Source organism: Salinivibrio costicola subsp. alcaliphilus (genome assembly GCF_001996185.1).
Lineage (GTDB): Bacteria > Pseudomonadota > Gammaproteobacteria > Enterobacterales > Vibrionaceae > Salinivibrio > Salinivibrio costicola.
In genome coordinates, this window is sequence record NZ_MUFR01000025.1 from 30096 (window position 1) to 49661 (window position 19566).

A 19566-nucleotide genomic window follows, 5' to 3' on the forward strand; every position below is an offset into this window, starting at 1 on the left:
TTTTGTTTTGCTAATGGTGTGTATGCGATAGAGCGTGAGCGTCTTGAGCGTGCACGACGAGTGGCTGTCCAAGGCTTGATTGACGCAGCGCCTCTTGCTCTAGCTCCGCGCGTAACAGTGGGCTAGCGTCAAGCAGTGTGGTATCTAACGCTAAAGTGAGTGCGTCGCCGTCAGCATTGAGTCCGATCATTGGCCGAACGCGACTGTTGCGACGATGGCATAAAATCACAGCTACGCGTAGTAGTCGGAGGAGACGGTTGGCACTGGTGGTGGACAAGGCATGTTGGCCATCAATGCATACCAGTTGTTCACGGTAATAGCGTAACAAGGTGGCAACCAGTTGTTTTTGTGCACGGGTAAAGCCAGGTAAATCGAGATGAGTAATTAAATATGCGGCATGGTCGCCATCATGTTTAAAGCCAATGCTCAACCCAATTTCGTGCACGCAGGCTGCCGCATGGAGCAGGCTACCGGCTTCCGGCTCTGGAATCCATGACGCGGGACACTGATGAAGTAATTCAAGTGCGGTCGCAGCCACATTGATCCCGTGGTCCTCATCAAGCTGATAACGGGATTGGATGCTAGCTATGGTGCGCGCACGAATATCACTGTGACGCATCGCGGTCATCATTTCGTACACCAAGCCTTCACGTAGCGCCCCGCCGGCGAGGGTCATGCGAGTAACCTCTAAACACTCAAAAATGGCAATCAAGATGGACAGACCACTTGGAAAAACCAAGGCGCGCTCGAGCGTTAACCCCTCAATATCCAGTGCGTCCATTTGCCCGCAGGCAATCGCTTGATCGCGCAGTCGGTGAAGCTTTTCCAAGGTGATCACTTCATCCATCCCTTGGGTCACCATAATTTCTTGCAGCGCTTGTACCGTGCCGCTGGCGCCAACACAACAGTCCCACCCCAGTTCGCGATACTGAGCTACCAACGGGGCCAACTCTGCTTTCGCACCGGCGATCGCATTCTCAAAAGCGGCTTGGTTGAGTATGCGATTGGCAAAGTAGTCTTCTAAAAAAGTCACGCACCCCATATTAAGGCTTTGTAACAAGGTCGGTTCAAACTGCTCACCGATAATCAGCTCGGTGCTGGCCCCGCCAATATCGACGACCAAGCGTTTACCCGGACCACCTGAGGTGTGCGCCACCCCTTGATAGATGGTGCGCGCTTCTTCTTCGCCTGAGATAATCTCGATAGGGTAACCCAGTAAAGTATTTGCCTTGGCTAAAAAGGCATCAGCGTTACTGGCACGGCGCAGCGCAGCGGTCGCGACCACGCGAATATTGTCCGTGTTAAAGTCTTGCAAGCGTTCGGCGAACAGAGCCAAACAATCCCAGCCGCGTTGCATGGCTTCATCGCTGAGCTGTTGTTGGTTATCCATCCCAGCGGCGAGACGTACTTTTCGCTTTATTTTGGCAAGGGTTTGAACACTGCCGGCCACTTGGCGCACCACCAGCATATGAAAGCTGTTGGAGCCTAAATCAATCGCGGCGTACAGCGTCGGTGTTGATGTTGTATTTCCGTGACCACTCATGATGCGCTCTGACCTATGTTTCTTTTCTGTTATGCCGACTTTTGTGGACGGCGGCGCTGCCGGTTGCGGTTGTTGCTGCTGCCTTTATTATTGCTACCGCTCTTGTTATTACTACGACGCTGTGTGTTCGGGCGTTTAGCCATTTTCTTTGGCGGCGGCAGATCCTTCAATAGCGCGTTACGATCAAATTCGCTGACCGGAATACTGTGCTCAATGTACTCTTCAATCGCCGGTAAGTTTATCGCGTACTCTTCACAGGCAAAGCTAATTGAGCTGCCACTGGCGCCGGCTCGTCCTGTACGGCCAATGCGATGGACATAGTCTTGCGCATCATCGGGAAGGTCATAGTTAAAAACGTGGGTAACCAAAGGAATATGTAATCCACGTGCTGCCACATCGGTGGCAACGAGCAGGTCCAGTTCGCCGTTAGTAAACTGCTCTAAAATTTTAACCCGCTTTTTCTGAGGGACGTCGCCAGTGAGCAGACCTACGCGATGATTATCGGCGGCTAAATGGGCCCAAATGGATTCGCAGCGATGTTTGGTATTGGCAAAGATGATGGCGCGCTCGGGCCACTCTTCTTCAATGAGGGTTTGTAGCAGCGGCATTTTTTCTTTGTTGGATGGCTGGAAAAGCTCTTCCTTAATCCGATGTCCTGTGATTTGCTCAGGCTCCACTACCACGTGTTCAGGGTTAGTCATGTGCTCAAAGGCCAGCTCTTGTACACGATAGGACAAGGTCGCCGAAAACAGCATGTTTAAGCGCTGGTTGGGGGCCGGCATACGGTTAAACAAAAAGCGAATGTCTTTGATAAAGCCCAAATCAAACATACGGTCGGCTTCATCCAGCACCACTGCCTGAATGCTGTGCAAGTCGATAATTTTCTTTTTGTGGAAGTCGATGATACGACCACAGGTGCCGATTAATATATCAACCCCTTGTTCCAACGTTTGTTGCTGTTTATCGTAACCTTCACCACCATACGCGAGACCGGCGGTGATTGAGGTATTCGCCAAAAGCGGTTCAGCATCGTTATAGATCTGAATCGCCAACTCACGCGTAGGAGCTAGTATGATGGCACGCGGTTGATTTTGTTTACGCGATGCGGGGACATCGGTCGTGAGGAGGTGATGAAACGTCGCAGCGAGGAACGCCAGGGTCTTTCCTGTCCCTGTTTGCGCCTGCCCTGCAATGTCTTGGCCGGTGAGCAGGACCGGCAATGCCAATGCCTGGATAGGAGTACATTCAGTAAACCCCTTGGCATCCAAGCCTTTAAGAACATCGGCGTGCAAGCCGAGCTCGGCAAATTTCTGCTCTGTGATATGCGTCATTTTCATCCGGATAGAATATCAGCTTAGGCTTGCAATACGGAAGCGAATCCAGTCAAATAGTCCCATAATTTACTGGTCGCAATTTAGCCAGTAACTAAAACATGTATTGGAGTAAAAGATGAGCGACAAAATTATGCAGCTAACCGACGACAGCTTTGAGGCAGACGTTCTAAAAGCTGCAGGACCTGTTTTGGTTGATTTTTGGGCAGAATGGTGTGGTCCATGTAAAATGATTGCACCGATTTTGGACGAAATCGCCGAGGAGTATGCAGGTAAAGTCACCATCGGAAAACTGAACATTGACCAGAACGCAGGTACTCCGCCTAAGTTCGGCATCCGTGGTATCCCAACACTGCTACTCTTTAAAGATGGCAGCGTGGCAGCAACTAAAGTTGGTGCTGTGTCAAAAACTCAACTGAAAGAGTTTCTTGACGCTAACCTGTAATGTTAAAGTAACCGTCGCTGCCTCACAGCGGCGGTTGTTTTTCTGTCAACTAGACGATACCCCATTTAGGTGCTACCTTATTGCACGGAATTTGTACTTCTGTTCATCTCTCGAACATGCCACTGGTCTCGACACGCTAACTAATTTCAGACCTCAACTTTGACAAACAAGACACTCACCACTATGAATCTTACCGAACTGAAGACTCAACCCGTCTCGACGCTGGTTGCGCTTGGCGAAAGCATGGGACTTGAAAACCTGGCTCGCTTGCGTAAGCAGGACATTATTTTTTCGATCCTCAAACAGCACGCAAAAAGCGGTGAAGATATTTTTGGCAATGGCGCGCTGGAAATTCTTCAAGACGGGTTTGGCTTCTTGCGCAGCGCAGACAGCTCGTATTTGGCCGGCCCTGATGATATTTATGTCTCGCCCAGCCAAATTCGGCGCTTTAACCTGCGCACAGGCGATACCATCGCGGGTAAAATTCGGCCGCCGAAAGACGGCGAGCGCTACTTCGCGCTACTAAAAGTTAACCAAGTTAACAGCGACAAACCCGACAATGCCCGCAGTAAAATCCTTTTCGAAAACTTAACCCCATTACACGCGAGCGAGCGGATGGTGATGGAGCGCGGTAACGGCTCTACCGAAGACATCACCGCCCGTGTCCTCGACTTGGCTTCGCCTATCGGTAAAGGCCAACGTGGTTTGATTGTGGCACCGCCGAAAGCGGGTAAAACCATGTTGTTGCAAAACATTGCTCAAAGCATTGCGTTTAACCACCCTGATTGCGAACTGATGGTGCTTTTGATTGACGAGCGTCCGGAAGAAGTGACCGAGATGCAGCGTCTGGTTAAAGGGGAAGTGGTTGCCTCGACCTTTGATGAGCCAGCTAACCGACACGTGCAAGTTGCCGAAATGGTGATTGAGAAGGCAAAACGTCTGGTTGAACATAAAAAAGACGTGGTGATCTTGTTGGATTCGATCACGCGTTTAGCCCGCGCTTACAACACGGTTGTGCCATCATCGGGCAAAGTATTGACCGGTGGTGTGGATGCCAATGCTCTCCATCGTCCTAAGCGTTTCTTTGGTGCGGCGCGTAATGTGGAAGAAGGCGGGAGCCTGACTATCATTGCTACCGCGCTGGTGGATACGGGATCGAAGATGGATGAAGTGATCTACGAAGAATTTAAAGGGACAGGTAACATGGAACTGCACCTTTCGCGTAAGATTGCGGAAAAACGTGTTTTCCCTGCCATTGACTTCACCCGCTCAGGCACCCGCCGTGAAGAGCTACTTACCAAACCCGATGAACTGCAAAAGATGTGGATTTTAAGAAAGATCATGCATCCAATGGGCGAGTTTGAAGGGATGGAGTTCTTGATTGGTAAATTGGCGATGTCCAAAACCAATAATGAGTTCTTTGATGCCATGCGGCGGCAAAACTCGTAACGGCTAACGCAATAGTGTTAAGCACTGCGCATTCGCAGTGCTTTTTTATTGCTCACCCAAGGCCCAGCTCGCACAATAGACGTGACCAAGGAAAGGTGGCGCCGAACGCGTGACACTGGGCATAGGATTGCAACGGATGGCAAGACGTTACTGTACGACACTGTTGGCTATAGGGCTTGGGATCATGAGCTTGTCGAGCCCGGCGGCCTTGGCGGCTAATGCGCCAGCCGCGGATGGTCAGATCGTCACCCAAACCTTTATTGAACAGGTGCTAGATAACGCGAACACGGCTAAAGCCATGCGTACCATGTCTACTCTGCTCGCGAAAGACGATGTCGCTGCGCTCAAAGCGCATATTCGTCAGCTTCCGCCGCTCACACGTGAAGCGACACTCTACCGTTTACTCTCTTCACCCTTGCCACTGAACAACGATCATTGGCGACGTTATCTGGCTGAATTGAGTCAGCAACAACCCCATTTTTTGTTACGTCACCAGCAAGACGGTTATTGGGTCACGACCCCTGCCTTCCATTACGCGGCAGCAGCACGCCAACAGTTAAACCGTTATCGGGAGCAACAACTGACCCAAGAGTTAGGCATGTTACTCAGTTATCGCCAATTGGTGATTGCTGACTGGATTAAGCCATCTCAGCCGGGTTATCGACAACGCCGTGATGCATTGGTCGCGATGATTGATGAGTATGACAGCGATGGCTTAGCCTATTTGGTCGAACAATACCTCACTGATCCCACCTTAATGTGGCTACCAGATAACGCGATTTTGGCTGCAATTGCACAAGCGACGGACCGGCCGGCACTGTATGATCGTCTTTGGCGGCGCGGTACCGATCAATACAGCCTCAATGCACTGCATGCTTTGCGTCAACGAGCTAATGATGGGTTTGCGTTGCAACAAATGATGGCCGCCGCAGATAACCCATCGCTGCGTGGCCCCGCGATTCGACAACTGGCGAATCTTTCTCCATTACCCGCGCCAGTCGCTGACTTTTTGATGTCTCAGTTATCATTACGCCAAGGGCAGCAGGTGGCACAATTATTGGTCGAAGCTGGAAAAGATGAGTGGTTAAGTGGATTAGGTGACGAGCTTGGCCCCCTTGGCCGCCAGCACATTGCATCTGCGTTGTCGTCGCGCTAATGTCGACCCTTTACCGATCCGGATACCGGTTTACTTGGTATCATAGAGGCGTCCATTAACTCATTGAGCCTGATATGAAACTTTCCGATCTGCGCGATTTTATTGATTACCTTGAGGCCCAAGGTGAGCTTAAACGCATTACGCAGCCAGTGGATCCTGACCAAGAGATCACTGAGATATGCGACCGCACCCTAAGAGCGGGCGGGCCGGCCCTTCTGTTTGAAAATCCCATCGGGTATGACATGCCGGTATTAGCGAATCTGTTTGGCACCCCTAAGCGTGTGGCGCTCGGTATGGGCCGACACGATGTGCTTGAGCTACGTGAAGTCGGCAAACTGCTGGCCTACTTAAAAGAGCCTGAGCCCCCTAAAGGGTTTCGCGATGCGCTCGACAAGCTGCCTGTGTTTCGTCAGGTGTTAAATATGCCCGCCAAGACAGTCCGTCGTCCGCGTTGCCAAGAAGTTGTGCTTAGCGGCGATGACGTTGATTTGGATAAAATCCCAGTGATGCGCTGCTGGCCGGGCGATGTGGCGCCATTGCTGACGTGGGGGCTGACCATTACGCGCGGGCCGAATAAAAAGCGCCAGAATCTTGGTATTTATCGCCAGCAAAAAATCGGCAAAAACAAAGTGATTATGCGTTGGCTCGCACACCGCGGTGGCGCACTTGATTTGCATGACTGGATGCAAACCCATCCGGGTGAACCTTTTCCTATCAGCGTTGCTTATGGCGCGGATCCGGCCACCATTCTCGGCGCCGTCACCCCCGTGCCCGATACCCTGTCTGAATATGCCTTTGCAGGGCTGTTGCGCGGCAGTAAAACCGAGGTGGCAAAGAGCATCAGTAACGATTTGGATGTGCCGGCGAGTGCCGAGATTGTGATGGAAGGGTATATCGATCCGAACGAATATGCTGACGAAGGGCCTTATGGCGATCATACTGGCTATTACAACGAAGTAGAGCGTCACCATGTATTCACTGTGACGCATCTGACCATGCGCAAAAAGCCGATTTATCACAGCACCTACACGGGGCGGCCACCGGACGAGCCTGCCGTACTGGGTGTGGCCCTGAACGAAGTGTTTGTGCCCATTTTGCAAAAGCAGTTCCCGGAAATTGTCGACTTTTATTTGCCTCCGGAGGGTTGCTCGTACCGGATGGCGGTGGTCACTATGAAAAAACAATACCCAGGGCATGCGAAACGCGTGATGATGGGCGTGTGGTCTTTCTTGCGCCAGTTTATGTACACCAAGTTTGTGATAGTGTGTGACGACGATGTGAATGCGCGTGACTGGAATGATGTTATTTGGGCAATCACCACTCGCATGGATCCCGCGCGCGACACCGTGATGGTGGAAAATACACCGATAGATTCGCTCGACTTTGCGTCGCCAGTGGTTGGCGTTGGCTCGAAAATGGGGCTCGATGCCACCAATAAATGGCAAGGAGAAACCGCTCGCGAGTGGGGCACACCGATCGCGAAAGACCCGGATGTGGTCGCACGTGTCGATGCGATATGGGACGAATTAGGGATCTTAGACTAATCCGGTTGGTATGCGCTAGCATTCACCGTTAATGATAAAAACACAGCCTGAGGCGGCAGTGATACCGCCTCTCATAACCTCAACGGCTGTAGCAAAACGAACAGAGGAACAGAATGTCGATACTATGTGAAGTGACCGCCGTTGAGTCGCTGGCGTGTCACACTTACCGCATTGTCCTAAAGCCTCAGCAGGCGGTGAGCTATCACCCTGGGCAATATGTGATGGCGGTAATGGGCGAAAAAGATAAACGCCCGTTTTCACTGGCGAGTAGTCCATGTCGCCAAGACGGCGGTGAGCTCGAGCTCCATGTGGGCGCCGCCGATGAAAATCCGTTCGCGCTGGAAGTGGTTGAAAAAGCCAAAGCCGTGCTAGAAAGCGGTGAAGCGAGCTTTGAAATCACCGAACCGGCCGGCGATGCCTGGTTGCGTGAGAGTGAGCGTCCCTTGCTGTTGATTGCCGGCGGGACCGGTTTTTCGTATGTTCGCAGCATGGTCGATCACTGTATTAATCAAGGAATACAGTCTCCGATCTTTATTTATTGGGGGGCACGCAACCCGTGCCAGCTTTACGCGCATGACGAGCTGCAAGCACTGTCTGAATCGCATCGCAATATTACCTTTATGCCTGTGGTTGAACAGGCGGAAGGCGAATGGCGAGGCAAAGTAGGGAATGTATTAGAAGCGGTGATGGAAGATTTTGTTAGCCTCGGCGCTTACGATATCTATATTGCCGGGCGCTTTGAAATGGCAGGCGTGGCACGTGATATGTTCTGCAAAGAGCGCGGCGTGAGTCGTGATCATCTCTACTCAGACGCGTTTGCCTTTATCTGATCAGGGTTGGCTCTCGGGTAAATAAACAGGCAGGGGTTTCCCTGCCTGTTTTACGTTCGGGTTACTGAGGCTTTGGGTCGGCATTCCGTTGGGCGGCATTCCGTTGGGCGTCGACGCGGCGCTTGACCCAGGTTTGGTTAAACCACAGCGCGGCTAAAATCAGTACCCCGCCGCTGAGTAACGGCAGAAGATCCGCGTCGCGGTTCCAAATCAGTACGTTCACCACAATGCCGGCTGGGATCAGCGCGTTGTTCATCACTGCGAGCGCCCCAGCATTGACCAGGGTTGCACCCTTATTCCAAAAGAAATAGCCCAGCCCTGACGCGATAGTGCCTAGATAAATCAACACTCCCCACTGGGTTGGCGTAGAAGGCAGATTGTCACTGTTTCCGAGCAAGGCGAAAGCCAGCACGCCCACCACTAAGGCGCCAAGATAAAACCAACCGAATACCGCATGCTGAGGCAGCTGAGTTTGCTCTTTCTCAATCAAGTATTTGTAACCGACCTGGCCAATCGCAAAGCACAAATTTGCACCTTGTACCACTAAAAAACCAACCAGAAAGTCCGGATTGACAGTGGCATAGCGGATCACTACGGCGCCAAGCACCGCGATGGCCGCGGTGAGCAGGTACCAAGCGCTGAACTGCCTTTTCAACGCATCGTAAATTAAGGTGACATAAAGCGGAGTAAAAACGGTAAACAACAGCACTTCTGGTACCGATAAGAATAAGAAGGACTGATAGAAGAAACAGTACATGATGCCAAGCTGAAACGCGCCGACTAACATCAATTTGGCGGCAAACGCGGGGCGCACTTGGCGAGGACGTAAGAAAGGTAAAAACACCAATCCTGCCAGCACGATACGCATCAATACAGAAAAGTAGCTGTCGACTTGGCCGGCTAGATACACGCCAATTAGGCTAAACGAAAAGGCCCACAGCAGTGTCACGCCGCTAAGATACCCCATAACTCGGTTCCTTCGATAAAGAGAGTAAAAGGGCAGTGTACCGTTTCGCTTCTAGGACGCAATCGGTTCCCAGTCAGCGTATGGTTAAAAGCGCAGAAGGCAGAATGACCCGCCTTCTGTCGAGAGTGGTTAGCGAAGAGGGTTTAGTCGCGGATGGGCACCATCAAAAGATCAACGGGCGTTTTATTCAGCAGTTGTTTAGTTGACGACAACAACGAGCTCCAGAAATCTTGATGATGGCCGACGACCACCAAATCAATCCCCATGTTTTGAATCGACTCGGTGATCTCTTCCGCTAAATCACCGCTACTGACCAAGGTGTGTGTGACCGTGCTTTGTGCGTCGCTGGTCAGTTGATTGAGTTTTTGCTGGGCTTCTTCAATCACTCGGTTACGTGATTCGACTAAGTTAATATCAATCAGCCCGGTATAAAGCTCGGCATAATTGACGTCAATATGAACCAACGACAGTTGTGCGCCCAAGGCGAAGGCAAGTGCGTCAGCTTTCTTCAACAGTCTTTCACTGTCATCTGACAAATCAACCGCAACCAAAATATGCTTGTATGACATAGAGTTATCCTTTTTATGCGAGGTTATAAACGCAGTTTAACCAGCTTGAGAGGTAAAATCCGTCACTGTGATCGCATTCCGATTAAGAATTCGACAATGAGGCGGGTCATAAATTCGATATAAGAATCGGTCACGCTGGACATTACCGGCGTAATCCGCTTGAAAACCGACGTGCTGCTGGTCAGAATGGCAGCTAACCCCCAATAAAGAGGACGTTTTATATGCTAGCACCTGCCATGGTTGACAGGCTCAATGAGCAGATCAATTTGGAGTTTTTCTCATCAAACCTATACTTACAAATGAGCGCTTGGTGTGAGGATCAGGGTTTCGAAGGCGCGGCAAAATTCTTACATAAACACGCACAGGAAGAAATGCAGCATATGCAGCGCCTGTTTACTTATGTGAGCGAGACAGGGGCCATGCCTATCTTGGGGTCGATTGATGCACCGCGTCACGAATTTTCCTCGTTAGGTGAAGTGTTTCGCGAAACGTATCAGCACGAGCGCTTAATCACGGAAAAAATTAACAGCTTGGCGCATGCCGCGTTTACCACGCAAGACTATTCTACCTTTAACTTCTTGCAGTGGTATGTCGCGGAGCAACACGAAGAAGAGAAGTTGTTTAAAGGCGTACTCGATAAGATCGAGTTAGTCGGCGAAGATGGCAAGGCTCTGTTCTTTATCGACAAAGACTTGGCATCCATGGCAGTTGAAGAATCAACGTCAGTGATGGACAGCTCAGCGGGGCAGTAATTACGTAACCTCTCCCTCTGAAGCGCCATCCAGTGTAGTGAAGGGAGAGGATTATGAACGGTGATATCCTAATTGTGGCTGTGTTCACAGTGACAGTGATAAATATCGCACGCTATGTATCGTCATTGCGGGCATTGGTGGTGATGTTACGTGATGCCAATCCGTTGCTTTACCAGCAAATCTGTCGTCGTGAGAGCAACTTCTTCACTTTATCGCCCCAAGGCGATATCTCGCGACAAAAACGTTTATACCAATATATTCGCAGCCAAGAGTACCTTCATCATCACGATGCGGCATTTGTGGGTAAATGCAATAAGGTACGTCATCTGTTCACGCTTAATGTTGCCCTGTCCGGTGCCTTGCTCGCGACCTTTTTTCTTGTCGCTTTTGCGGGCTGGTAAACGGATAACCATCCTTTAGACAAAATGCTGACCTTGGTCAGCATTTTTTTTGTTAGTCTGACAAGCATAAACGCCTAGACACCGTAATCGTGAGGGAAGCATGCAAAGCCTAATCCAATGGTGGCAGTCACTCTATCAAGCCGCCGCGTGGGACTGGATCTCAGATATTGTCATTTTGATGGGGCTTGGAGCCGTCGTCTGGGCGATATGGCGTGTGTTGATGGGGCGCTTAAAGGCACTGGCAGAGCGCACGCAAACACGTTGGGATGATGTGTTGTGGCCCGCGATTGATACGCCATTTTCCCTCTTAATCTGGGGCTGGCCTGCGTTTCATGCGCTAGAAATTTTTCTTGATAATACCGCAGGTCACTTGAATTTAAGCTGGGTGAGCGTGATCAGAGAGCTGCTGGTCGTGTTCTTATTGATCTGGTTTTTGCTCCGATTGGTCAACAGTGGTGAGCAGCTGTTATTTGACGAAGGGCGCCGTGATCACACCACGATTAACGCCATTGGTAACGTCTTACGCGCACTCGCCGTCTGCATTGGCGTGATTACGCTGCTACAAAGCCTGGGTGTCAGTGTCTCCGGGTTACTCACGGTTGGTGGTGTGGGGGGCTTAATTGTCGGTCTTGCCGCCAAAGATTTGCTCTCCAACTTCTTCGGTGGGGTGATGATCTACTTTGATCGGCCATTTAAAGTGGGCGACTGGGTGCGCTCCCCCGATCGCAACATTGAGGGCACGGTGGAAAAAATTGGTATTCGCATGACGGTAGTGCGCACCTTTGATTTGCGCCCTTTATACGTGCCCAACTCGGTATTCAGTAACGTGGTGGTGGAAAACCCCTCGCGGATGCTGAACCGTCGGATTTACGAAACCATTGGGCTGCGTTATCAAGACGCCGATAAAATCAGTACGGTAATTGATGATGTGTATGCGATGTTAGAAGCGCATGCAGATATTGAAACGCGGCAAACCTTGATTGTGAACTTCAACAGTTTTGGCCCGCATTCACTTGATTTCTTTATTTACACCTTCACCAAAACGGTCAACTGGCAGCGTTATCATCAGGTAAAACAAGACGTGTTATTAAAAGTGATTGAAATTATTCATCAGCATGGTGCGGATATTGCTCTTCCTACCCGCACGCTGCATATGGATCCGAATATGCTAGAGCAAGGTGCTGCTGCTATGAGGCCACCGCCAGATGCACAGGCGCGTTAAATCGCGCTTGCCGCTCACGTGCGGGCTGCTACAATGCCGCTCCCACAGGGTGAGCAGAGAATAAACAGGTAAGCGTGTGACTGAGTATGATGTAATTGTGATTGGTGCCGGTGCCGCCGGATTGATGTGTGCGGCACAAGCCGGCCAACGTGGCCGCCGCGTTTTGGTGGTGGACCATGCCAAAAAGCCGGGTCGCAAGATCCTGATCTCGGGCGGCGGGCGCTGCAATTTCACCAACTATGACGTCACCGCCAATAATTTCCTGTGTGAGAACCCGCACTTCGTCAAATCCGCATTGGCGCAATACAGCCAATGGGACTTTATTGGCCTGGTGGCGACCCATGGCGTGGCCTATCACGAGCGTGACCATGGCCAGTTGTTTTGTGATGACAGCGCCAAAGATATCGTTAACCTACTTTTGGCCGAATGCGACCAAGCCACCATCAATCAACGCTATCGCTGTGAAGTGCATGATATCGAGCAAGAGGAAGCCGGCTTTCGCCTCAAACTCAATGGTGAGCCGGTACGCTGCCAGTCTTTGGTAGTCGCCACGGGCGGCCTTTCCATGCCCAAGCTTGGTGCCACCCCCTTTGGTTACCAGCTTGCCGAGCAATTTGGTCTAAAAGTGCTGCCCACCCGCGCCGCCTTGGTGCCGTATACCTTGCACCAAGAGGACAAAACGCGCTTTGCCGATATTTCCGGGGTGTCGGTGCCATGTTCGATCACCACCGAGTCTGGCGTTTGCTTTAGCGAGAACCTGCTCTTTACCCACCGCGGCTTATCGGGACCGGCGGTGTTGCAAACCTCCTCGTTTTGGCAACCGGGCGAAGCGGTCACCATCGATTTACTCCCCAGTGAGTCGCTAAAAGACGTGCTGGTAGCCATGCGTGATAAGCACCCCAACCAAACCTTAAAAACCTCACTGTCTCGCCTATTCCCCAAACGCTTGGTCGAGGTTTTGATTGCGCGCGATAGCTTGCCGGATAAACCGCTCAAGCAGCTCGATGACAAGCAGTTCGATCAGCTTCATCACTACGTTCACCAGTGGTCGATTGCCCCAAATGGCACTGAAGGTTACCGCACCGCAGAAGTGACGCTTGGCGGGGTAGATACCCACGCGGTTTCCTCAAAAACCCTTGAAGCGCGAGATATTCCCGGGCTGTATTTTATCGGTGAAGTACTTGATGTCACCGGCTGGCTCGGTGGCTATAACTTCCAATGGGCTTGGAGCTCCGGCTGGGTAGCCGGGCAGCATGTATAAAAAAACATGCTTGGATGCGCATTATCTTACTGAATTTATTGCTTAATCGCTAATCACGTAGAGAATCTGCTGCGGGGTGGATAAAGGATGAAGACTCCCCGTTTTTCCTTAAGTAGAGCCAAGGAGTGGTGAGTGATTTCTTTTCTAAGCGTGAGAGAGATATGCCGTGGTGTATCGAATAAAAACACGCTCTATACGTTTCTATTTGTGCTGCTTCACCAGTCATCGATTGCTTTTTCTATTTTCGCCTCTGTGATGGTTTCAGGCTATATTCTTGAAATTAATCAACATTATGAAGCATTGAAGCTCTGGGTATTCCTCTACATTGTCGCGATGATTCTTCCCTATATAATCGGCTACTTTTCTGATGTGTATAAAGAAAAGTGCTTGTGTGAATCACTGAGTCGATTTTGGCAATCCGCGACTAAACGCTATCAATCTTGCACTGACAGTCGCACAGTCGACCATACGCTGGGCGTGTACGTTTCTCAGGGAAAGAGTGCGATTTCTGACTTTATTGGCTATGCCTTTTGGGGGATGTCGTCTGGGCTCAACTTCTTCCTGAGTCTGCTAATGATCACCGCTTTTATTGATTGGCGTTTTTTTGTCAGCGTTATGATCAGTGTGCTGCTTATCTTGGGGTTCAATAAACTCATTTCCTCGCATCTGGAAAATAACGCCGTCACCACCCATAAAGCGGGTTCATCACTGACGTCAACGTTATCGACTATCCATGACAATGTACATTTTGGTTCGTCGGTGAATGCATTGGCTTATCAAACGCGGTTCGAGGAAGGGAAAGCGAAATACTTAGGGCTGAGAATCAAAGAGGCTGTGTTTAGGTATAAGGCATTGTTGGTTTCTTCCTTGCTCGCGCTTGCGCCAACTTCCTGTGTATTACTGTTCATTTTTACGTCTAGCAGTGTCCCGATGGAGGTAAAGGTGGCGTCGATTGTTAACTTCACACGCATTTATCATCTTTTAAATTCTGCGTCGGATATTGTTAGCTTGTTAATCTCTTTTCCGTCTATCAAAGGCCAGCTGTCGGTGATGACGTGTTTTTCGAAAAATAAGCCGCTTTACCAGCCACAATGGAATATCGCGATCCTTAAAGATAACGAGAGCGTTGATACCGTGAACCTTGCTCAAGCGCAGGAGGGCCGTTTTCGCGTTGTTGGAGAAAACGGATCTGGAAAAACTTCTTTCTTAAGGCACCTCTGCGCCAAAAATGATTATCTCTACTTCAACCCGTCTAAGCGCTTACTGTGGCCTTGGGATGATTCAGCAATACTGTCTGATGGTATGTACTCCGCCAAGAGTATTCAGTGGTTACTGGAAAATAGCTCGGGTCACTTGATTCTGGATGAATGGGATGCGTTTCTCGACTCAGAGAATACGAAAAAGATAGGTGCGCTGATTGATTCATATGCAGATAGCCGAGTTATTATTGAGGTCCGCCAATAGGCCGCGTTTCTGTCGGTCTTGCGAGGAATCCCCAATCCTCAGATGCTTGCTTTTGTGTTATTTACAACAAACTGCATATCATAAGCGATGATTGGTTTATGTGATCTTGATTCTAACTCTTCTCTAGTTGACTGTTTTTTGTCTAAAAAATGGCAATCTTTGTTGCGCGCTGTTACATTAGCGCGCGCTTGCCATGTCGGATAAAAATTATCCGGCGCTGTGAACCCGCGACGCGCAGGATGGGCTCGCGGTACCCTAGGGACGGGGTGACGGCTGTTCACTATTGCTACCTCGGTTATCGGGGAGTTTGGAATTAACCTGTCGTTGCTTTGAGAGCCGTTCCCATGCAGTTATCACTAAAACAAAAATTAATTGGGGCATGCTTATCTGCTGTATTGCTGATGGCCGCCTTTCTCACCTGGCTTGCGGTAAGCCAGATTCAAGCCCAAACCCAGTCGAGCATCTATAGCCGCGTCAGTGGTATCGCCGATGCGGCGACTGAATCGATCAGCGGGTGGGTGCAAATCCGTGCTGATATCACCAGTGCCTTTACCGATTACACCAGCAGTAGCCATCGTGTGAGCTATTTACAGCAAGCGCGTGAGGCCGGTGGGTTTGACGATATCTATTATGGTACTCCTCAAGGTGCCATGTATCGCTCGCGCCCAGAGCGCAACCGCGATGATTATGACCCTCGCCTCCGCCCGTGGTACAAGCAAGCCGTGAGTGCAGGTAGCCCGATGATTACCACCGCTTACAGTGATGCGATTACCGGTGCGATGTTGGTGACTTTGGCCGAGCCAGTACGTCGCAATGGCGAATTGATCGGTGTGGTGGGCGCAGATGTGTTGATTGACCAGTTGATCCGCGATGTGACCCAATTGAAAGTGGGCAAAAATGCGAACGCGATGCTGCTAGGCGCTGACGGCACTTTTCTCGCCCACAAAGACAAAGCACGCTTGCTAAAGCCGTATCGTAGCCTGTCTCCTGAGCTGAATGAAAACCGCGTGCGTCAGGCGTTGGCACAGCAATCGCTGGTGGAATTGCCTGTCGATGGCGTTGATAAACTGTTTTATTTTGCGTCGGTTCCTAACACCGATTGGGTGCTGGCGATTGAACTGGATAAGCGCACCGAATACGCCAGCCAGGGTGATGCCTTGTTCGATCTTATACTGACAGCCCTCGTTATCACCTTGTTGGTGGCCGGTGCCGTGACGTGGTTGATGCACGTGTTGTTCCGTGACTTGCTCAATGTGTCCGCCGCGCTAGAAGAAATTGCCTCCGGTGAAGGGGACTTAACCCAGCGCCTTGAGCCACACAGTAATGATGAAATTGGTAAACTGGCCAATAACTTCAACCGCTTTGTCGGCAACATGCACACTATGGTGTCGCATTTGCGCCAGCTGTCTGGCTCGCTCAAGCAACAAGCCGAGCTGACCGCGGCGCAAGCGGAAGAGCGTTCCACCCGTATTGGTCATCAGCAAGATGAAATCAATATGGTGGCGACCGCTATCCATGAAATGGCCTCGGCGACCCAAGATATTGCCGGCAATGCCGATAACACCGCACGCACTGCCCAAGAGACCGAAAGCGTCGCCAACGATGGTGGCCAGCAGGTAGAGAAAAGCAAACACGCTATCACCGAGTTGGCGCATGACGTCGAGGCGGCCACCGGTGTGATTGGTGAGTTGGATCAACACGCGCACAGCATCACGAGTATCTTATCGACCATTCAGAGTGTGGCCGAACAAACGAACTTGTTGGCGCTGAATGCCGCGATCGAAGCGGCGCGTGCGGGCGAGCAAGGCCGAGGCTTTGCGGTGGTGGCGGATGAGGTGCGTATTTTGAGTCAACGCACCCATGCCTCAACCACCGAAATCCAGCAAATGATTGATACCTTGCAGCAAGCGACCGGTAAAGCGGTGACCATGATGCAAAATAGCCAACAACGGGCACATGCCAGTGTCGATGAGGCGAGCGTTGCACATGAGAGCCTGAGCCAAATTGTTGCGGCGGTGAGCCAAATTAGCGATATGGCGACGCAAATTGCCTCGGCGGCGGAAGAGCAGTCGAGCGTGACCTCGGAAATCACTCGCAACTCAGAGGGCATTCGCGATGTGTCGAATGAGCTATCGACAGAAGCGGATGAAGCCGCGCGTCAAGCGGCCACGTTATCCGATCTTTCTCATAGCCTCGAGCAGGAGATCAGCCGCTTTAAACTGTAACCCATAAACGACTTAAACGCCGAGCATGGCAGCGCGCTGTGCTCGGCGTTTTTTGTTCATTCTTTTGGCGTCAGCATCTTGGCGGCGGGGAGAGGCTCGGTGTGATGGTGGCGGTCGGCCTCGTAGCTCTTCATAAAGTGGGCAAGAAAATGGTCCAGCTGCGTGGCGGCATCCACGTCGCCTCGGCTTCGTAGTAATGCACTCACCGCTTCACTGGTACACAGGTGTCCAGGTGGCTGGTTGCGCCTGAGCGTATATTGCGAGGCGGCTGTCGACGGCAAACTGACCCGCGGCAGACGATTGAGCCATGGGCTTTTATTGAGTATTTTTCGCGCCTGCTGCCAAGTCGCATCCAGCACCACAAACTGTAACGGCGCGCGAGGCGCATTCGTGGCGGCTAACGTCTCCGCGCAAGAGACTGACCTATTCTCGCAAGAGACAGACCGAGCCGGGTCAGCGAAGAGTCTATCTGCCGGGATAGCATCATCACTGGGAAACAATAACCAAGGTGACACATCACCGCGCGCCCAGCTGTCGAGCAAGGCTTGCGGTGGTTGTTTGCGTTGCCAAATCTCTATCTGAGTGTGGGGCAGCGCCGCTTTGACCAATTTGCCGGTGTTGGATTGGCGCGCCGCTTCGTTTTCGTGCATCACCAGCACGCATTGCAATTGGCTTTCAAGCGGCCAATAGCAGTGACAGATGCAGTGATAGGTAAAACCGCATTGGCGGCAGGGCGAACGGGCCATGATTGTCTCCTTGGTTAATAGCGCGCTATTGTGCGCAAGCCCAGCCACGAATACCAGGTCATTGTTGGCTGCTGTCCGCGCCATCGACCTGACGCTTAAGTGTTAACCCTTCAGGGCCCAAAGGATACGTATTGCCATTAAATGTCTCTTCGGTTGCGGTCAAGGACAAGCCGTTGCGTTGATAAATACGCTCAGACACCACCATTTGTTCGCCGCTACGAGTGGTCAGTACTTGTACCTTATTGTTAGCGACCGGCTGCCAAACCCCGGTTTCTTTAGTCACGGCTTCCCCTTGCGGGTGATAGGTAGTGATGGCGCTGTGGTCAGACAGTAATGTCAGTTGGGTGGTCAGTGTTGGTTGGCCCGAGTGTTGGCTAATCCCTTGATACTGGCCCGTCCAATGCTGGCTGGTATCGGCTGAAGGCAAAACCGCGCAGCCTTGGAAGGTATTTTGGGCTGTTTTTAAACGAGCCTGCCAGCCATAAAGGGTGTGTTCGCTTTGTTGGCAGCCGTTGAGGGTGAGAGTGAGAACGGCCTCTTTACTGCTAAACTGCGCCTGTTCATCGTCCAACTGATAGTCGGATAGGGGAACCTCTTGGGTATCATTGTCACTTTCCCACGCTACATGTCCTTTTCCTACCGCGGCGGACCAAAGTTGGGGATCACTGCCTTCGGCCAGCACAGTATTACGCGGTTGAGCACAACCTTTTAGCTCACTTGTCAGCATGTTTAAGCGCGAAACGGTGACGGCGGCGGGGTAATCGGCACTAAAACCTCGGCGAGAGACAGGGGTGAAAAAGCCTTCAAATTCGGCATAAACCGATGCCTCATGCTGGTCAAGTGCCGCGCGCTGTTCGCTGGTTAAATCGAGCCAGTACTGTTGTTGGCTGCCGCAGGGGATAAAACTGGCTGTTTCGGGACTCACAGCGATACGACCGCTTTGCATAAAAGGAATTGGCGACTGACTGAGTCCCGAGGCAACGACATCGCTACGGTGCCCAAGCTCTATAGGGCCAGAAGATTGGCTGCATCCCACCAAACTGAGCACACTCACAGCGGTAATCACGAACAGATGACGAGTGGATGGCACGATAAACTCCTTGTGATAAGCGATAGACAGACTTGCGCCGATTCAAGCTGGCGGGCAAGATTGCCGTTAGGATTGGATGAAGAGCAAGCTAGCATGCGTTATTGGTTATTTAAAACCGAGCCAGATACGTTTTCCATAGACATCTTAAAGCAGCAAAAGGTTTCATGCTGGGAAGGGGTGCGCAATTATCAAGCACGAAATATGCTGCGTGATGAGGTGACGGTCGGTGATCAGGTGTTGATTTATCACTCATCCTGCAAGCACGTTGGGGTAGTCGGCGTGGCGACCGTGGTGCGTGCGTGTTATCCCGATCATACCCAGTTTGAGCCAGAAAGCGGCTATTTTGATCCGAAATCGACGCCACAGATACCGAGGTGGTTTATGGTGGATGTGGCCTATCAGCGTCATTTACCGTTAATTACCTTGGCTGAGATAAAAGGTAATCCGGCCCTGGCTGAGATGCCCTTGGTGAAAAAAGGCAACCGTCTAAGTGTGATGCCGGTGACGGATACGCAATGGCAGGCCATCCTCGCCATGGTGGGGGAGTAACCACAGCGAGGCTGGCGCCAAA

General features: G+C 51.3%; 17 protein-coding genes and 1 pseudogene. 12 read left to right on the forward strand and 6 right to left on the reverse strand.

From position 1 onward, the window contains the following. Window positions 1-10: 10 nt before the first annotated feature. The gene (gene gppA, locus BZJ21_RS09885; RefSeq protein ID WP_077669684.1) at window positions 11-1543 is read right to left on the reverse strand and encodes a guanosine-5'-triphosphate,3'-diphosphate diphosphatase; all 1533 of its coding nucleotides are present in this window, start codon (window positions 1541-1543) and stop codon (window positions 11-13) included. A 29-nt stretch (window positions 1544-1572) separates the two neighbouring features. Beyond that, entirely contained in the window at window positions 1573-2880 is a 1308-nt protein-coding gene (rhlB, locus tag BZJ21_RS09890) for an ATP-dependent RNA helicase RhlB (RefSeq protein ID WP_077669685.1), read from the reverse strand. 112 nt (window positions 2881-2992) lie between these two features. On the opposite strand from rhlB, the gene trxA reads away from it, so the two are divergent. The 5 genes and pseudogenes from trxA (at window position 2993) to fre (ending at window position 8298) form a co-directional block, all read left to right on the forward strand. Then, window positions 2993-3319 carry a thioredoxin TrxA gene (gene trxA, locus BZJ21_RS09895; RefSeq protein WP_021022211.1) on the forward strand — a complete coding sequence of 109 codons (327 nt, stop codon included), beginning with the start codon at window positions 2993-2995 and terminating at the stop codon, window positions 3317-3319. Between the two features lie 183 nt (window positions 3320-3502). Next, window positions 3503-4768 (forward strand): transcription termination factor Rho, encoded by a 1266-nt coding sequence (gene rho, locus BZJ21_RS09900; RefSeq protein WP_021022212.1) that lies wholly within the window; start codon window positions 3503-3505, stop codon window positions 4766-4768. A gap of 136 nt (window positions 4769-4904) precedes the next feature. After that, window positions 4905-5924 carry a hypothetical protein gene (locus BZJ21_RS09905; RefSeq protein WP_131826340.1) on the forward strand — a complete coding sequence of 340 codons (1020 nt, stop codon included), beginning with the start codon at window positions 4905-4907 and terminating at the stop codon, window positions 5922-5924. Between the two features lie 74 nt (window positions 5925-5998). After that, a pseudogene (gene ubiD / locus BZJ21_RS09910) lies at window positions 5999-7420 on the forward strand (4-hydroxy-3-polyprenylbenzoate decarboxylase); the annotation flags it as partial. Window positions 7421-7581: 161 nt separating this feature from the next. Next, the gene (gene fre / locus BZJ21_RS09915) at window positions 7582-8298 is read left to right on the forward strand and encodes an NAD(P)H-flavin reductase (RefSeq protein ID WP_021022215.1); all 717 of its coding nucleotides are present in this window, start codon (window positions 7582-7584) and stop codon (window positions 8296-8298) included. Window positions 8299-8359: 61 nt separating this feature from the next. Here fre and BZJ21_RS09920 read toward each other — a convergent pair whose 3' ends face one another. Beyond that, window positions 8360-9265 (reverse strand): carboxylate/amino acid/amine transporter, encoded by a 906-nt coding sequence (locus BZJ21_RS09920; RefSeq protein WP_021022216.1) that lies wholly within the window; start codon window positions 9263-9265, stop codon window positions 8360-8362. Window positions 9266-9408: 143 nt separating this feature from the next. Continuing rightward, window positions 9409-9834 carry a universal stress protein gene (locus tag BZJ21_RS09925; RefSeq protein ID WP_077669687.1) on the reverse strand — a complete coding sequence of 142 codons (426 nt, stop codon included), beginning with the start codon at window positions 9832-9834 and terminating at the stop codon, window positions 9409-9411. Between the two features lie 221 nt (window positions 9835-10055). Between BZJ21_RS09925 and ftnA the strand changes: the two genes are divergently transcribed. The 6 genes from ftnA to BZJ21_RS09955 all read left to right on the forward strand — a co-directional run bounded on the left by ftnA (window position 10056) and on the right by BZJ21_RS09955 (window position 17159). Next, the gene (gene ftnA / locus BZJ21_RS09930; RefSeq protein WP_021022218.1) at window positions 10056-10586 is read left to right on the forward strand and encodes a non-heme ferritin; all 531 of its coding nucleotides are present in this window, start codon (window positions 10056-10058) and stop codon (window positions 10584-10586) included. A gap of 53 nt (window positions 10587-10639) precedes the next feature. Then, window positions 10640-10987 carry a universal stress protein UspB gene (locus BZJ21_RS09935; RefSeq protein WP_021022219.1) on the forward strand — a complete coding sequence of 116 codons (348 nt, stop codon included), beginning with the start codon at window positions 10640-10642 and terminating at the stop codon, window positions 10985-10987. A 100-nt stretch (window positions 10988-11087) separates the two neighbouring features. Next, window positions 11088-12209, forward strand: coding sequence for a mechanosensitive ion channel family protein (locus BZJ21_RS09940; protein ID WP_101494574.1), 1122 nt, complete (start codon window positions 11088-11090; stop codon window positions 12207-12209). Window positions 12210-12285: 76 nt separating this feature from the next. After that, a complete protein-coding gene (locus BZJ21_RS09945; protein ID WP_077669688.1) occupies window positions 12286-13470 on the forward strand; it encodes a BaiN/RdsA family NAD(P)/FAD-dependent oxidoreductase in 1185 nt (394 codons plus the stop codon). Window positions 13471-13602: 132 nt separating this feature from the next. After that, on the forward strand, window positions 13603-14934 hold the full coding sequence (locus BZJ21_RS09950) for an ATP-binding protein (protein WP_077669689.1): 1332 nt from the start codon (window positions 13603-13605) through the stop codon (window positions 14932-14934). Between the two features lie 344 nt (window positions 14935-15278). Next, complete coding sequence (locus BZJ21_RS09955; protein WP_077669690.1) at window positions 15279-17159, forward strand: methyl-accepting chemotaxis protein; 1881 nt, start codon at window positions 15279-15281, stop codon at window positions 17157-17159. Between the two features lie 56 nt (window positions 17160-17215). Here BZJ21_RS09955 and BZJ21_RS09960 read toward each other — a convergent pair whose 3' ends face one another. Further along, a complete protein-coding gene (locus BZJ21_RS09960) occupies window positions 17216-17905 on the reverse strand; it encodes a tRNA-uridine aminocarboxypropyltransferase (RefSeq protein ID WP_158075516.1) in 690 nt (229 codons plus the stop codon). A gap of 58 nt (window positions 17906-17963) precedes the next feature. Further along, complete coding sequence (locus BZJ21_RS09965) at window positions 17964-18995, reverse strand: hypothetical protein (protein WP_077669692.1); 1032 nt, start codon at window positions 18993-18995, stop codon at window positions 17964-17966. Window positions 18996-19088: 93 nt separating this feature from the next. Here BZJ21_RS09965 and BZJ21_RS09970 point away from each other — a divergent pair, with 93 nt between their 5' ends. Then, a complete protein-coding gene (locus tag BZJ21_RS09970; protein WP_077669693.1) occupies window positions 19089-19544 on the forward strand; it encodes an EVE domain-containing protein in 456 nt (151 codons plus the stop codon). Window positions 19545-19566 lie beyond the last annotated feature (22 nt).

Coding starts and splice junctions, on each gene's coding strand:
- BZJ21_RS09920 (WP_021022216.1), bottom strand. CDS start 9,265: ATGGGGTATCTTAGCGGCGTGACACTGCTGTGGGCCTTTTCGTTTAGC.
- BZJ21_RS09960 (WP_158075516.1), bottom strand. CDS start 17,905: ATGGCCCGTTCGCCCTGCCGCCAATGCGGTTTTACCTATCACTGCATC.
- BZJ21_RS09935 (WP_021022219.1), top strand. CDS start 10,640: ATGAACGGTGATATCCTAATTGTGGCTGTGTTCACAGTGACAGTGATA.
- trxA (WP_021022211.1), top strand. CDS start 2,993: ATGAGCGACAAAATTATGCAGCTAACCGACGACAGCTTTGAGGCAGAC.
- BZJ21_RS09925 (WP_077669687.1), bottom strand. CDS start 9,834: ATGTCATACAAGCATATTTTGGTTGCGGTTGATTTGTCAGATGACAGT.
- BZJ21_RS09970 (WP_077669693.1), top strand. CDS start 19,089: ATGCGTTATTGGTTATTTAAAACCGAGCCAGATACGTTTTCCATAGAC.
- fre (WP_021022215.1), top strand. CDS start 7,582: ATGTCGATACTATGTGAAGTGACCGCCGTTGAGTCGCTGGCGTGTCAC.
- BZJ21_RS09905 (WP_131826340.1), top strand. CDS start 4,905: ATGGCAAGACGTTACTGTACGACACTGTTGGCTATAGGGCTTGGGATC.
- gppA (WP_077669684.1), bottom strand. CDS start 1,543: ATGAGTGGTCACGGAAATACAACATCAACACCGACGCTGTACGCCGCG.
- rhlB (WP_077669685.1), bottom strand. CDS start 2,880: ATGAAAATGACGCATATCACAGAGCAGAAATTTGCCGAGCTCGGCTTG.
- ftnA (WP_021022218.1), top strand. CDS start 10,056: ATGCTAGCACCTGCCATGGTTGACAGGCTCAATGAGCAGATCAATTTG.
- BZJ21_RS09940 (WP_101494574.1), top strand. CDS start 11,088: ATGCAAAGCCTAATCCAATGGTGGCAGTCACTCTATCAAGCCGCCGCG.
- rho (WP_021022212.1), top strand. CDS start 3,503: ATGAATCTTACCGAACTGAAGACTCAACCCGTCTCGACGCTGGTTGCG.
- BZJ21_RS09955 (WP_077669690.1), top strand. CDS start 15,279: ATGCAGTTATCACTAAAACAAAAATTAATTGGGGCATGCTTATCTGCT.